Raw genomic sequence first — 13638 nt, forward strand, 5'->3', positions numbered from 1 at the left:
GCCATGCCCGGCGTCCTTCCAGAAGGCGAACCCGTCCCGGCCGACGGTTCGCTGCCCGCCACCGCCACCCGCGCGGTCGGCGCGCGCGGCTTCGGCGTGTACGTGCACGTGCCGTTCTGCGCCAGCCGCTGCGGCTACTGCGACTTCAACACGTACACGGCGGCGGAGCTGGGGGGCGGGGCGAGCCGGGAGAGCTACGCCGACACCGTGCTGGCCGAGCTGGCCCTCGCCGCCCGGGTGCTCGGCGACGCCCCGCCGCCGCGGGTGGACACCGTCTTCGTCGGCGGCGGCACCCCGACCCTGCTCCCCGCCGACGACCTGGCCCGGATCCTGGACGGCATCGACCGCACCTGGGGGCTGGCCGCCGACGCCGAGGTGACCACCGAGGCCAACCCCGAGTCGGTCACCCCGGAGTCGCTCAAGACGCTGCGCGCGGCCGGCTACACCCGGATCTCGCTGGGCATGCAGTCCGCGTCGCCGGGGGTACTGGCGATCCTGGACCGGACGCACAGCGCCGGCCGGGCCACCGCAGCCGCCGCCGAGGCGCGCGACGCCGGGTTCGACCACGTCAACCTGGACCTCATCTACGGCACGCCGGGGGAGAGCGCCGAGGACTTCGCCGCCTCGCTGGCGCAGGTGGTGGCGGCCGGGGTCGACCACGTCAGCGCGTACGCCCTGATCGTGGAGGACGGCACCCGGCTGGCCGCCCGGATGCGCCGGGGCGAGCTGCCGTACCCCAGTGACGACGTCGCGGCGGACCGCTACCTGGCCGCGGAGGCCGCGCTCTCCGCCGCCGGCTTCTCCTGGTACGAGGTCTCCAACTGGGCCCGCACACCGGCCGGCCGGTGCCGGCACAACCTGCTCTACTGGACCGGCGCCGACTGGTGGGGCCTCGGCCCGGGGGCGCACAGCCACGTCGGCGGGGTGCGCTGGTGGAACGTCAAGCACCCCACGGCGTACGCCCAGCGGCTCGCCGCCGGACGATCGCCCGGCCTGGCCCGGGAGGTGCTCACCCCCGACGAGGCGCACACCGAGGACGTCATGCTCCGGCTGCGGCTCGCCGACGGGCTGCCGCTGGCCGGCCTGGACGCGGCCGGCCGGGCCGGCGCCGAGCGGGCGTTGGCCGACGGGCTGCTCGCGGCGCCCGAGTACGCGGCCGGCCGGGCGGTGCTCACCCTGCGCGGGCGGCTGCTCGCCGACGCCGTGGTGCGCGACCTGCTGCCCTGACCGGGGCCGCCCGGAGCCGGCCGGGGGAGCGGCCGGCCCCGGGTCACCTGGTGAAGCTGTAGGTCATCGGGTAGCGGTAGAGCACGCCCTCGTTGGCCTTGAACCCGCCGATGATCCCGAAGATCAGCGGCACCAGCCAGACGAGCATCGGGACGAAGAACAGGATCCCGCAGGTGACCAGCGTGACCACCCAGCCCAGCACGCCGACGATCGTCCAGGTGAGTTGGAAGTTCAGCGCCGCGACGGCGTGCGCCCGGACGGTCGGCGACTGCTGCCCGCGCACCATCATCGCGATGAGCGGCGCCAGCCAGCCGAGCAGGCCACCACCGATGATCACGCCGGCCGCGCCGCCGAAGTGGGCGATCAGGGCCCAGGTCTTGTCCTCGTTATTGGCGAAGCCGGCGGGTGGGCCGTAGCCGCCACCGGTCGGGTAGCCGGCCCCCGGGGGGTAGCCACCGGGCGGCGGGTAGCCGCCGGACGGGGGAGCGCCGGCTGGCGGAGGGTAGCCACCCGACGGCGGTTGGTCACCGGTGGGCGGCGGATAGCCACCGGGCGGGGGATAGCCGCCCGGGGCCGACGCCCCGGACAGTGGTGCGGTGGGTTCGTCACCGGCCGGCTGGCCGGGGACGGCCGACGGAGCGGTCGGGTCCGGCGGCGGTGCGCCGGGGCCGTCGGCTCCCGGGGGGCGAGGCGGTTCAGTCATGCACGTCACGGTAGGGGCAGCCGGCAAGGACGCACCAGAGCGACATCGACCGGCTTGTCCGGATGATCGGCCGGCGCGGGCGCACCGGTGGTCCGTCTTGATCATCGCGTCGGCGGGCCCGCCGACGTAGACTGGCACTCGCTACAGTCGAGTGCCAGGATGCGCCGCGCGGCCGGCAGTGCGCCGCCGGCCGACGTGCGACAGGAGGTGGGGGAGATGGGTCTCGACGACCGCAAGCTCGCGGTGCTGCGCGCGATCGTCGAGGACTACGTCGCCACGCAGGAGCCGGTCGGCAGCAAGGCGCTGGTCGAGCGGCACCAGCTCGGGGTCTCCCCGGCCACGGTGCGCAACGACATGGCCGTGCTGGAGGAGGAGGGCTACATCCGGCAGCCGCACACCAGTGCCGGCCGGGTGCCCACCGACCGCGGCTACCGGCTCTTCGTGGACCGGCTGTCCCGGGTCAAGCCGCTCAGCCCGGCCGAGCGCCGGGCGATCGAGCGTTTCCTGGTCGGCGCGGTCGACCTCGACGACGTGGTGCACCGCACGGTGCGGCTGCTGGCGCAGCTGACCCGGCAGGTCGCCGTCGTGCAGTACCCGAGCCTGGCCCGCTCCTCGGTGCGCCACCTGGAGCTGGTGCCGATCTCCACCACCCGGCTGATGCTCGTGATGATCGCCGACACCGGCCGGGTCGAGCAGCGACTGGTCGAGATGCCCGGGCCGATCCCGGCCGACGACGTCCTCGACCTGCGCCGGCTGGTCAACGAGAAGCTGGTCGGCACCCGGCTGTCGGAGACCCCGCCGCTGGTGCAGGCGCTGGTCGACGAGGCCACGCCCGACCTGCGGCCGGCGATGGCCACTCTCTCCACCGTGCTGCTGGAGACGCTGGTCGAGCGGCACGAGGAGCGGATCGCGCTGGCCGGCACGGCCAACCTGACCCGCGGCGGGCTGCTCGACTTCCAGGGCTCGCTGCGACCCATCCTCGAGGCGCTCGAGGAGGAGGTCGTGCTGCTCAAGCTGATCGGCGAGGTCGAGCCGAGCACGCTGCGGGTCCGGATCGGCGACGAGAACGAGATCGACAACCTGCGTGCCGCCTCGGTGGTCAGCACCGGCTACGGCCCCGGTTCGACCATCGTGGGTGGTCTCGGCGTGCTGGGGCCGACCCGGATGGACTACCCCGGCACCATCGCCACGGTGAGGGCCGTGGCACGCTACGTGGGCGACCTGCTGGCCCAGAACTGACCAGGCAGTACCGACGGCCGGTTCCGGCCGGCGACCGGCGCAACGCGAGACGAACATGAGGACACGGAACGCAGTGGCCAGGGACTACTACGGCATTCTCGGCGTGAGCCGGGACGCCTCCGACGACGAGATCAAGCGCGCCTACCGCAAGCTGGCGCGGCAGTACCACCCGGATGTCAATCCGGATCCGGAGGCACAGGAGAAGTTCAAGGACATCAACGCCGCGTACGAGGTCCTCTCGGACGACCGGAAACGGCAGATCGTCGACCTGGGCGGCGACCCGCTCGCCCCGGGCGGCGGGGGCGCGGGCGGCCCCGGGGGCCCCGGCGGCGCCGGCCCGTTCGTCGGCTTCCAGGACATCATGGACGCGTTCTTCGGCGGCGCGGGTGGCTCCCGCGGACCGCGGCCGCGTACCCGTCCGGGCGCGGACGCGATCCTGCGGCTGGAGCTGGACCTGCACGAGACCGCGTTCGGCGTGGAGGCCCCGATCACCGTCGACACCGCCGTGCTCTGCACCACCTGCTCCGGCGCCGGCACGGCCGCCGGCACCCACCTGGCCACCTGCGAGGCGTGCGGCGGCCGGGGCGAGGTGCAGTCGGTGCAGCGCACCTTCCTCGGCCAGGTGGTCTCGGCCCGCCCGTGCACGGTCTGCCAGGGCTACGGCACCACCATCCCGCACCCCTGCCCGACCTGCGCCGGTGACGGCCGGGTCCGCACCCGGCGGTCGCTGACCGTGAAGATCCCGGCCGGCGTCGAGGACGGCATGCGGATCCGGCTGGCCCAGCAGGGCGAGGTCGGCCCCGGCGGCGGCACCGCCGGCGACCTCTACGTGGAGATCCACGAGCGTCCGCACGACGTCTACTCCCGCAAGGGCGACGACCTGCACTGCCGGGTCACCGTGCCGATGACCGCCGCCGCGCTCGGCACCCGGCTGACCATCAAGACGCTGGACAGCGAGGAGACCGTCGACGTCAAGCCGGGCACCCAGCCGGGCAGCACGCTGCGGCTGCGCGCCCGGGGCGTGCCGCACCTGCGCGGCACCGGCCGCGGCGACCTCTACGTCCACCTCGACGTGCGCACCCCCACCAAGCTCGACGCCGAGCAGGAGCGGATGCTGCGCGAGTTCGCCAAGACCCGGGGCGAGGAGGTGGCCGAGCTGACCAAGCAGGGCGGCTTCTTCTCCCGGATGCGCGACGCCTTCAACGGCCACGCCTGACCCGCCCGCACGCCGCGCCGCACCCCGGGTACGGCGCGGCCGCGGCCGCCAGCGGGCGGCGGCGCGGCGCGGGTGACCGGCCGTCGCCCGGTCACCCGCCTCACCGCCCCGGCCACCGGCGCGGCCGATAGCCTGAGCCGGTGTCCGCGCCGCTGTTCCTGGTCGAATCGTTGCCGACCGCCGACTCGCTGACCCTCGACGGCCCGGAGGGCCACCACGCCGCCACGGTGCAGCGCCTGCGGGTCGGCGAGGAACTGCTGCTCGCCGACGGGCACGGGGGCACGGCCACCGCCGTGGTCACCGCCGTCGGCCGGGGCAGCCTGGAACTGGACATCCGCTCCCGGGGGTACGTCGACGCGTCCGTGCCGCGGCTGGTGGTGGTGCAGGGCATCGCCAAGGGCGACCGGGGCGAACTGGCCGTGCAGGCGATGACCGAGGTCGGGGTGGACGAGATCGTGCCCTGGGCGGCGGCCCGCTCGGTCACCCAGTGGCGCGGCGACCGGGGCGTACGGGCCCGGGAGAAGTGGGCGGCGACCGCCCGGGAGGCCGCCAAGCAGGCCCGCCGGGCCTGGCTGCCGGTGGTCGCCGGGGCGCCGGACGAGTCCACCGGCCGGGTGGCCCGCCGGATCGCCGGCGCGGCCGCCGCCTTCGTGCTGCACGAGGAGGCCGACGACCGGCTGACCACCGCCGAGCTGCCCGATTCCGGCGAGATCGTGCTGGTGGTCGGCCCGGAGGGCGGCATCGCCCCGGCCGAGCTGGACGCGTTCACCGCGGCCGGTGCCCGCCCGGTCCGCCTCGGCTCCGCCGTGCTGCGCACCTCGACGGCGGGAGTGGCCGCGCTCGCCGTGCTGTCGGCCCGCCTGCACCGCTGGTAGCGGCCCGGCCCGGGACCGCGGTCAGCTGCGCAGGTAGGAGGCGCCGTTGAGGTCGACGATTGTGCCGGAGGCCCACTCGGCCTCGGGGGAGGCGAGCCAGTGCACCGCGGCGGCGATCTCCTCCGGGCGGGCGACCCGGTTGAACGGGCTCTGCGCCCGGACCGCCGCGCCGCGCTCGGCCTTCAGGTGCTCGTTGGTCATGTCGGTGGCCACGAAACCGGGCGCGATCGTGGCCACCGCGATCCCGTACGGGGCCAGCGCCACCGCGAGCGACTGCCCCATCGCGTTCAACCCCGCCTTGCTCGCCCCGTACGCCGGGTTGCCCGGCTCGCCGCGGAACGCGCCGCGCGAGGAGACGTTGACGATCCGCCCGCCGCGCCCGCGCATGTGCTGGGCGGCGCACCAGGTGGCGTTGGCCGCGCCGAACAGGTTGGTGTCCAGCACCTCGCGCCAGCGCTGCCGCCACTGCTCGTAGCTGCTCTCGAAGACCGGGTGCGGCGGGTCGGCGGGCCCGAACACGCCAGCGTTGTTCACCAGCACGTCCAGCCCGCCGAGCCGCTCGGCGGCCTCGTCCACCATCGCCCGGACCGCGTCCGGGTCGGCGAGGTCGGCGCGGACCACGACGTGCCCGTCGCCGGGCAGTTGCGCGCGCAGCTCCTCGGCCAGTTCCGCCGAGTCCCGATGGTGGATCGCCACCCGGTCGCCGCCGGCCGCGAAGGCCCTGACCACCGCCCGCCCGATGCCGCGCGAGCCCCCCGTCACCAGTACCGCCCGTGAAGTCACGCCGGCCATCATGCCGGAGCGGTCCGGCCCTGCTCACCGGCCCCCGGCGCAGCGCATAACATGCCCGGATGGGAGCCGACTGCCTGTTCTGCCGCATCGTCGCCGGGGAGATCCCGGCCACCATCGTCCGGGAAACGGACACCACCCTCGCCTTCCGCGACATCGACCCGAAGGCGCCGGTGCACGTGCTGGTGATCCCCAAGGAGCACTACGCCGACGTGGCCACCCTCGGCCAGGGCGACCCCGCGCTGGCCGGTGCGGTGCTCGCCACGGCCGCCGCGGTGGCCGAGGACGAGGGGCTGCTCGGCGACGGGTTCCGGCTGATGTTCAACACCGGCACGTACGGCGGCCAGGAGGTCTTCCACGCGCACGCGCACCTGCTCGGCGGCGCGCCGCTCGGCCCGATGCTCTGCCGCTGACCCGTCGTCGCCCGCCGACCCGCCGCTCCTCCTTACACTGCCCGGGTGACGGATGTGGGGGACCGCCTCGGGCGGATGGTGCGGCGGGTGCAGGCGCAGGCGCGGGTGCCGGCGGTGTCGGCGGCGCTGCACCGGGCCGACCGGCCGCTGTGGCAGTGCACGGTCGGCTGGACCGGCAACGACACCGCGCTCGACCCGGAGACCCGGTTCCGGATCGGCTCGGTCACCAAGACCTTCACCGCCGTGCTGACCCTGCAGTGCCGCGACGACGGCCTGCTCGACCTCGACGACCCGATCGGCCGGCACCTGGACCTGCCGGCGCACGGCGAGCTGACCGTGCGCCGGCTGCTGTCGCACACCGCCGGCCTGCAACGGGAGCCGTACGGCGACGTCTGGGACACCCTGCGCGCCCCGGACGCCGACGCGCTCCTCGCCGACCTGGCCCGCGCCGAGCGGGTGCTGCCGCCGGGCCGTCGCTACCACTACTCCAACCTCGGCATGGCGCTGCTCGGCCGGATGGTCGGCGAGCTGCGCGGCGGCACCTGGGCCGAGTTGCTGACCGAGCGGGTGCTGACCCCGCTGGGGCTGACCCACACCACGGTGACGCCGGGCCGGCGGGCCGCGACCGGCTTCCTGGTCGACGCGTACTCCGACGAGGCGCACCCGGAGCCGCCGACCGATTTCGGTGCGGTCGGTCCGGCCGCGCAACTCTGGAGCACCGCCGGTGACATGGCGCGCTGGGCGGCCTTCCTGGCCGACCCCGCGGCGCTCGACGCCGCCGGCCGGGTGCTCGCCCCGGCGACCCTGGACGAGATGCGCTGGCCGGTGACGGTGACCGACGAGACGCTCTGGACCGGCGGCTTCGGGCTCGGGCTGATCCTGGTCCCGCAGGGCCGGCGGATCATGCACGTCGGGCATGACGGCGCGATGCCCGGCTTCCTGGCCGCCGTCTACGGCCGGCGGGGCGGCGAGGGCACCGCCGGTGCGATGGGCGCGGCGGTGCTCGGTTCCTCCGGCACCGCGGCGGAGCTGTTCGAGCTGACCCACCGGCTGCTCAACGCGGCGGTGGAGCACGACCCCGCCGAGATCGAGCCGTGGCGGCCGGGCCCGCCGGCCCCGGAGGCGGTCCGCGGGCTGCTCGGCCGCTGGTGGGGCGAGGGCTTCGAGTACGTCTTCTCCTGGCACGACGGGGCGCTGCGGGCGCGGGGCGCGGACGACCCGGCCGGGAAGCCGCCGGCGGTCTTCGCGCCGCTGCCGGACCAGCCGGACGTCTACCGCACGGTGTCCGGCCGGGAGGTCGGCGAGTTGCTCCGGCTGACCCGGGACGAGCGCGGCACGGTGGTCCGGATGCACTGGGCGACGTACCGGTTCACCCGTACCCAGGAGACCTTCGAGCGGTACGACTTCCGCGCGGGAAGCTGACCCGGGGCGGCGGAAATGGGCGAGGTGCCACCCGTGTTGAACCGATACGATGGGTGTAACGTCCGCACGCCGCGCCAGCAGGGCCGGCGCTGATTCGAGAGCAGGTGCGCAGGGCCCCTCGGCCCGACCTATGACCGGCACCCCACCTCCCGGCCCGCCTCGGGTGCAGACCAGGATCACGGTCCCCGATTCCAAGATCATGGTCAACCTGCTCGGCGCGGGTGACGAGATCCTGCGACTGGTCGAGCGCTCGGTGAACAGCGACGTGCACGTCCGAGGTAACGAGATCACGATCAGTGGCGCCCCGGCGGACAATGCCCTCGCCGAGCGGCTCTTCAGCGAGCTGCTCGAACTCATCGAGAAAGGCGAGACCCTGACCACAGACGCCGTCCGGCGTACCGTCGGCATGCTCGAGCAGGGCAGCGTCGAGCGGCCCGCCGAGGTCCTGACGCTCAACATCCTCTCCCGGCGCGGCCGCACCATCCGTCCCAAGACGCTGGGGCAGAAGCGCTACGTCGACGCGATCGACGCGCACACCATCGTGTTCGGCATCGGCCCGGCCGGTACCGGCAAGACCTACCTGGCCATGGCGAAGGCCGTCCAGGCGCTCCAGGCCAAGCAGGTCAACCGGATCATCCTCACCCGGCCGGCGGTCGAGGCGGGGGAGCGGCTCGGCTTCCTGCCCGGCACGCTGAACGAGAAGATCGACCCCTACCTGCGCCCGCTCTACGACGCGCTGCACGACATGCTCGACCCGGACTCGATCCCGAAGCTGATGGCGGCGGGCACGATCGAGGTCGCGCCGCTGGCGTACATGCGCGGCCGGACGCTCAACGACGCGTTCATCATCCTCGACGAGGCGCAGAACACCACGCCCGAGCAGATGAAGATGTTCCTCACCCGGCTGGGCTTCAATTCCAAGATCGTCGTCACCGGCGACGTGACCCAGGTGGACCTCCCCGGCGGCACGACCAGCGGCCTGCGGGTGGTCCGGGAGATCCTGGCGAACGTCGAGGACGTGCACTTCGCCCAGCTCTCCAGCTCGGACGTGGTCCGGCACCGGCTGGTCGGGGAGATCGTCGACGCGTACGCCCGCTGGGACGCCGAGCGGGAGAACCAGCAGGCGCAGAGCGTGCGCGCCGTGCCGGGGCGGGCCGCCCAGGGCGGCCGCGCCGGCCGGCGCCGCTAGACAGAGGAAGACAGTTGTCCATCGAGATCGCCAACGAGTCCGGTGTCGACGTCGACACCGACGCCGTGCTCGCCGTCGCCCGGCACGCCCTCGACGAGATGGGGGTCAACCCCCTCGCCGAGCTCTCCGTGCTGCTGGTCGACGTCGACTACATGACCGAGCTCAACCACCGCTGGATGGGTGGCGACGGGCCGACCGACGTGCTCGCCTTCCCCATGGACGAGGGCAGCGTCGACCACGGGCCGGGGGAGGCCACCGCCGCGGGCGGCGAGCCGGCCCTGCTCGGTGACATCGTGCTCTGCCCCGAGGTGGCGGCCAAGCAGGCGGCCACCGCCGGGCACTCCGCCGCCGACGAGCTGCACCTGCTCACCGTGCACGGCGTGCTGCACCTGCTCGGCTACGACCACGCCGAGCCGGAGGAGGAGCGGGAGATGTTCGCGCTCCAGGCCCGTCTGCTGGCGAGCTGGCGGTCGACCCGGTCCCGGTGATGTCCACACCGCTACTGGCGGCGGGCGCGACCGCCGGCCTGCCCGACGCGCAACTGCTCGTCTTCGCTGCCGGGCTGGTGGTGCTCGCCGGCCTGATCGCGATGACCGAGGCCGCGCTGGCCGCGGTCTCCCCGGCCCGGGCCGCCGAACTGGCCCGGGACGGCGCGCGCGGCGCGCGTACCCTCCAGGCCGTCGCCGGCGACGTGGTCCGCCACCTCAACCTGCTCCTGCTGCTGCGGCTGCTCGCCGAGCTGACCGCCACCACCCTGGTGGCCCTGGTCGCGGTGGACACCTTCGGGGCAGGCTGGCGGGCCGCGCTGATCACCGCCGGGGCGATGACCGTGGTCAGCTTCGTGGTGGTCGGCGTCGGTCCGCGCACCCTCGGCCGGCAGCACGCGTACGCGGTGGGCCGGGCGGTCGCGCCGCTGGTGCGCTGGCTCGGCCGGGCGCTCAACCCGCTCGCCTCGCTGCTGATCCTGATCGGCAACGCGGTGACTCCGGGGCGCGGCTTCCGGGAGGGGCCGTTCGCCACCCAGGTGGAGCTGCGCGAGCTGGTCGACCTGGCCGAGCAGCGCGGCGTGGTGGAGCACGGCGAACGCCAGATGATCCACTCGGTCTTCGCGCTCGGTGACACCATCGCCCGCGAGGTGATGGTGCCGCGTACGGAGATGGTTTGGATCGAGGGGACCAAGACCCTCTCCCAGGCGCTGGCGCTCTTCCTGCGCTCCGGGTTCTCCCGGATCCCGGTCATCGGCGAGAGCGTCGACGACGTGCTCGGCCTGCTCTACCTCAAGGACCTGATCCGGCGCACCCAGGGCGGCGCGCCGGAGGACCGGCGGCTGCCGGTGGCCGAGCTGATGCGCCCGGCCACCTTCGTGCCCGAGTCCAAGCCGGTCGACGACCTGCTCTCCGAGATGCAGGCCGCCCGTAACCACCTGGTGATCGTCGTCGACGAGTACGGCGGCACCGGCGGGCTGGTCACCATCGAGGACATCCTGGAGGAGATCGTCGGCGAGATCACCGACGAGTACGATGTCGAGCGCCCGCCGGTCGAACGCCTGGAGGACGGGGCGGTGCGGGTCACCGCCCGGCTCCCGGTGGAGGACCTGGGCGAGCTGTTCGACACCGAACTGCCCACCGACGAGGTGGAGACGGTCGGCGGCCTGCTCGCCCAGTCACTCGGCCGGGTCCCGATCCCCGGGGCGCAGGCCGAGGTGGCCGGCCTCCGGCTGGTCGCCGAGGGCACCACCGGCCGGCGCAACCGGATCGACACGGTGCTGGTGCGCCGCATGGAGTCGACCGGCGAACCGGACGGCTCCGGCCGGGGCGAACACCCCGAGTCCCGGGGCAACCACAACCGATCCGAGGAGAGGCAACCCGCCGATGCCTGAGTCATCCGCCGCGCCGGCCGCCCGGCCCACCCCGTCCGAGCCGGTCGAGCTGAGCGCCGAGGACGCCAAGCTGGTCGTGCTGGCCCGGGGCGCGCGGGGCCGGGTGGGCGCCGTGGAGGGCGCGGCGGTCCGCGACCAGGACGGCCGGACGTACGCGGCGGCCAGCGTCTCGCTGCCCTCGCTGACGATCACCGCGCTCCAGCTGGCGGTCGCCTCGGCGGCCGCGGCCGGCGCCACCCGACTGGAGGCGGCCGTGGTGGTCACCGAGGCGTCGACGCTGGACGGCGCCGGGCACGCAGCGGTGCGGGACCTCTCCGCCGACGCGCCGGTCCACGTGGCCGCCCCGGACGGCACCGTCCTCGGCACGGTGACCGCGTGACCCGGCGGATCGTCCAGCCCGACGGCGGGACGCCGCGGGCCGCTGCCCCGTCGAGCGGGACGCCGCGGGCCGCTGCCACGTCGAGCGGGGCGCCGCGGGCCGCTGCCACGTCGAGTGGGGCGGCGGCGTGAGCGACCTGGCACAGCGGCCGTACCGGGCCGGGTTCGCCTGCTTCGTCGGCCGGCCGAATGCCGGCAAGTCGACGCTGACCAACGCGATCGTCGGGCAGAAGATCGCGATCACCTCGAACAAGCCGCAGACCACCCGGCACGTGATCCGAGCCGTGCTGCACCGACCCGACTCGCAGCTCGTCCTGGTCGACACCCCCGGCCTGCACCGCCCCCGTACGCTGCTCGGCGAGCGCCTCAACGACCTGGTCCGGCAGACCTGGAGCGAGGTCGACGTGATCGGGCTGTGCATCCCGGCCGACGAGCCGATCGGCCGGGGCGACCGGTTCATCACCGGCGAGCTGGCCGGGCTGAAGGCGACAGTGCTGGCCGTGGTGACCAAGACCGACCTGGTGGACCGCAAGCGGCTCGCCGAGCAACTGCTCGCGGTCAGCGAGCTGGGCGAGTTCGCCGAGGTGGTGCCGGTCAGCGCGGTCTCCGGGCACCAGCTGGACACGCTGGTCGACGTGATGACCCGCTACCTGCCCGAGTCGCCCCAGCTCTACCCGGACGACATGCTCACCGACGACCCGGAGCAGGTGATGGTCGCCGAGCTGATCCGGGAGGCCGCCCTGGAGGGCGTCCGCGACGAGCTGCCGCACTCCATCGCGGTGGTGGTCGAGGAGATGATCCCCGAGGGGCAGCTGACCAGGATCTACGCCGACGTCTACGTGGAGCGGCCCAGCCAGAAGGCGATTGTGATCGGCCACCGGGCCAGCCGGCTCAAGGAGGTCGGCACCACCGCCCGCCGCCAGATCGAGGAGCTGCTCGGCACCCGGGTCTACCTCGACCTGCACGTACGGGTGGCCAAGGACTGGCAGCGGGACCCGAAGCAGCTGCGCAAGCTCGGCTTCTGACCGGCCCGCCCCGGACGGCGGCGGTCACCGCGGACCTCCGCCGGGGCGGGCACGGTGGCGACCCCCCGGATGCCCCGCGGCGGAATGATCGGTATCGGTCGGGCATATGGGGATGTTCACGTTCGATCGGGGCCTCTGTCGTTTGGCGGGCCGGCGGCGCAGGGTAGGGGAGGAAGATCCCCGTGCCCCCGGACCCCTGCAGGCTGATGCGAAACCGATACCTGGACCTGCTCCGCTTCCTGGCCATCGTTCGAGTCGTCGTCTACCACGTCACCGGGTGGGCCACCCTGACCCTGGTCTTCCCGGCGATGTCGGTGATGTTCGCGCTCGCCGGCTCGCTGATGGCCGCCTCGCTGCACCGCTGGGGTCCGACCGCCGTCGTCCGGCGGCTGCGTCGCCTGCTGCCGTCGCTCTGGGTGGTCGCCGCCGTCTTCGTACCGGCGATGCTGCTCACCGGGATGCCGCTGAGCCCCAAGGTGCTGCTCTGGCTCTTCCCGATCGCCGACCCGCCGGCCAACGACTGGGGCGCCCTGGCGCTGAGCGTGATCTGGTACCTGCGCGACTACCTCTGGTTCGTGCTCGCCTCGCCGGTCGCGCTCTGGCTGTTCCGGCGCGCCCCGGTGCCCACCCTGCTCGCCCCGTACGCCCTGCTCGCCGCGGTGGAGTTCGGCCTCTACCCGGCGGCGCCGGTGGTGCTGCGCGAGTTCGGCCTCTACTTCGGCGCCTGGCTGCTCGGCTTCGCCCACCAGGCCGGGATGTTGCGCCGGCTGGCCAACCGGGTGCTGCTGCCGGTCGCCCTGGTCCTCGCCACGGCTGGCGGCGCGTGGATCGTCACCCACCCGGGCCCGCGCGGCTTCGACCTCAACGACAACCACCTCGGCAACGCCCTCTGGTCGGCCGCCTTCGTGCTCGTCCTGCTGGGCCGGGGGCCGTCCGGCGCGGCTTGGCTGGGCCGGTTCCCCCGGTTCGACCGGCTGGTGACCGTGTTCAACCGGCGGGCGCTGACCGTGTACCTCTGGCACATGCCGTTCGTGGTCGCGCTCACCCCGCTGGTCGACGTGGTCGGCTGGTCGCACCAGGACCCGGTCGGCCTGGCCATCCGGGTCACCCTGGTCTTCGCGCTGGTCGCGGTGGTGACCGCGCTGGTCGGCTGGGTCGAGGACGTGGCGGCCAACCGCCCGCCGGAACTGGTCCCCGGCGGCCGGCGGCCGATCCCGGCCCGGCCCGCCCCGGTCCGCTCCGATGGCCGCCGCGGGCTGGCGGCCATCGGAGCGGACCGGGGC

General features: G+C 74.3%; 14 protein-coding genes. 12 read left to right on the top strand and 2 right to left on the bottom strand.

What is annotated here, in order from left to right; genetic code table 11:
* The first annotated feature begins 3 nt into the window (after positions 1-3).
* Positions 4-1227: a radical SAM family heme chaperone HemW gene (hemW, locus tag DLJ47_RS10205; protein ID WP_109899803.1), complete on the top strand. Its 1224-nt coding sequence runs from the start codon at positions 4-6 to the stop codon at positions 1225-1227.
* A gap of 43 nt (positions 1228-1270) precedes the next feature.
* Here the strand turns inward: hemW and DLJ47_RS37625 are convergent, their stop codons facing one another.
* A complete protein-coding gene (locus DLJ47_RS37625; RefSeq protein ID WP_109899804.1) occupies positions 1271-1930 on the bottom strand; it encodes a DUF4870 domain-containing protein in 660 nt (219 codons plus the stop codon).
* A 216-nt stretch (positions 1931-2146) separates the two neighbouring features.
* On the opposite strand from DLJ47_RS37625, the gene hrcA reads away from it, so the two are divergent.
* From hrcA to DLJ47_RS10225, 3 genes are all read left to right on the top strand, one after another.
* Positions 2147-3169: a heat-inducible transcriptional repressor HrcA gene (gene hrcA, locus DLJ47_RS10215; RefSeq protein WP_088992423.1), complete on the top strand. Its 1023-nt coding sequence runs from the start codon at positions 2147-2149 to the stop codon at positions 3167-3169.
* A 73-nt stretch (positions 3170-3242) separates the two neighbouring features.
* The gene (gene dnaJ, locus DLJ47_RS10220; RefSeq protein WP_172899279.1) at positions 3243-4385 is read left to right on the top strand and encodes a molecular chaperone DnaJ; all 1143 of its coding nucleotides are present in this window, start codon (positions 3243-3245) and stop codon (positions 4383-4385) included.
* 140 nt (positions 4386-4525) lie between these two features.
* Positions 4526-5260: a 16S rRNA (uracil(1498)-N(3))-methyltransferase gene (locus DLJ47_RS10225; protein ID WP_109899805.1), complete on the top strand. Its 735-nt coding sequence runs from the start codon at positions 4526-4528 to the stop codon at positions 5258-5260.
* A gap of 21 nt (positions 5261-5281) precedes the next feature.
* Here DLJ47_RS10225 and DLJ47_RS10230 read toward each other — a convergent pair whose 3' ends face one another.
* Positions 5282-6043, bottom strand: a complete 762-nt coding sequence (locus DLJ47_RS10230) for an SDR family NAD(P)-dependent oxidoreductase (protein WP_109899814.1) — start codon at positions 6041-6043, stop codon at positions 5282-5284.
* Between the two features lie 68 nt (positions 6044-6111).
* On the opposite strand from DLJ47_RS10230, the gene DLJ47_RS10235 reads away from it, so the two are divergent.
* From DLJ47_RS10235 to DLJ47_RS10270, 8 genes are all read left to right on the top strand, one after another.
* Positions 6112-6462 carry a histidine triad nucleotide-binding protein gene (locus tag DLJ47_RS10235; protein WP_088992426.1) on the top strand — a complete coding sequence of 117 codons (351 nt, stop codon included), beginning with the start codon at positions 6112-6114 and terminating at the stop codon, positions 6460-6462.
* Positions 6463-6507: 45 nt separating this feature from the next.
* A complete protein-coding gene (locus tag DLJ47_RS10240) occupies positions 6508-7884 on the top strand; it encodes a serine hydrolase domain-containing protein (RefSeq protein ID WP_109899806.1) in 1377 nt (458 codons plus the stop codon).
* Positions 7885-8014: 130 nt separating this feature from the next.
* Positions 8015-9073: a PhoH family protein gene (locus DLJ47_RS10245; RefSeq protein ID WP_109899807.1), complete on the top strand. Its 1059-nt coding sequence runs from the start codon at positions 8015-8017 to the stop codon at positions 9071-9073.
* Positions 9074-9087: 14 nt separating this feature from the next.
* Entirely contained in the window at positions 9088-9561 is a 474-nt protein-coding gene (ybeY, locus tag DLJ47_RS10250; protein ID WP_088992429.1) for an rRNA maturation RNase YbeY, read from the top strand.
* Positions 9537-10952 carry a hemolysin family protein gene (locus tag DLJ47_RS10255; protein WP_109899808.1) on the top strand — a complete coding sequence of 472 codons (1416 nt, stop codon included), beginning with the start codon at positions 9537-9539 and terminating at the stop codon, positions 10950-10952. The genes ybeY and DLJ47_RS10255 overlap by 25 nt, the downstream gene beginning before the upstream one ends.
* Positions 10945-11331, top strand: coding sequence for a cytidine deaminase (locus tag DLJ47_RS10260; protein ID WP_109899809.1), 387 nt, complete (start codon positions 10945-10947; stop codon positions 11329-11331). The genes DLJ47_RS10255 and DLJ47_RS10260 overlap by 8 nt, the downstream gene beginning before the upstream one ends.
* A 127-nt stretch (positions 11332-11458) precedes the next feature.
* Complete coding sequence (gene era, locus DLJ47_RS10265; RefSeq protein ID WP_109899810.1) at positions 11459-12355, top strand: GTPase Era; 897 nt, start codon at positions 11459-11461, stop codon at positions 12353-12355.
* 206 nt (positions 12356-12561) lie between these two features.
* Positions 12562-13638, top strand: a 1077-nt coding sequence (locus tag DLJ47_RS10270) for an acyltransferase family protein (protein WP_109899811.1), incomplete at its 3' end; no start/stop codon positions are given.

It is taken from the genome of Micromonospora sp. S4605, from assembly GCF_003176715.1.
GTDB lineage: Bacteria > Actinomycetota > Actinomycetes > Mycobacteriales > Micromonosporaceae > Micromonospora > Micromonospora echinaurantiaca.

Coding starts and splice junctions, on each gene's coding strand:
- DLJ47_RS10235 (WP_088992426.1), top strand. CDS start 6,112: ATGGGAGCCGACTGCCTGTTCTGCCGCATCGTCGCCGGGGAGATCCCG.
- hemW (WP_109899803.1), top strand. CDS start 4: ATGCCCGGCGTCCTTCCAGAAGGCGAACCCGTCCCGGCCGACGGTTCG.
- DLJ47_RS37625 (WP_109899804.1), bottom strand. CDS start 1,930: ATGACTGAACCGCCTCGCCCCCCGGGAGCCGACGGCCCCGGCGCACCG.
- DLJ47_RS10260 (WP_109899809.1), top strand. CDS start 10,945: ATGCCTGAGTCATCCGCCGCGCCGGCCGCCCGGCCCACCCCGTCCGAG.
- DLJ47_RS10245 (WP_109899807.1), top strand. CDS start 8,015: ATGACCGGCACCCCACCTCCCGGCCCGCCTCGGGTGCAGACCAGGATC.
- hrcA (WP_088992423.1), top strand. CDS start 2,147: ATGGGTCTCGACGACCGCAAGCTCGCGGTGCTGCGCGCGATCGTCGAG.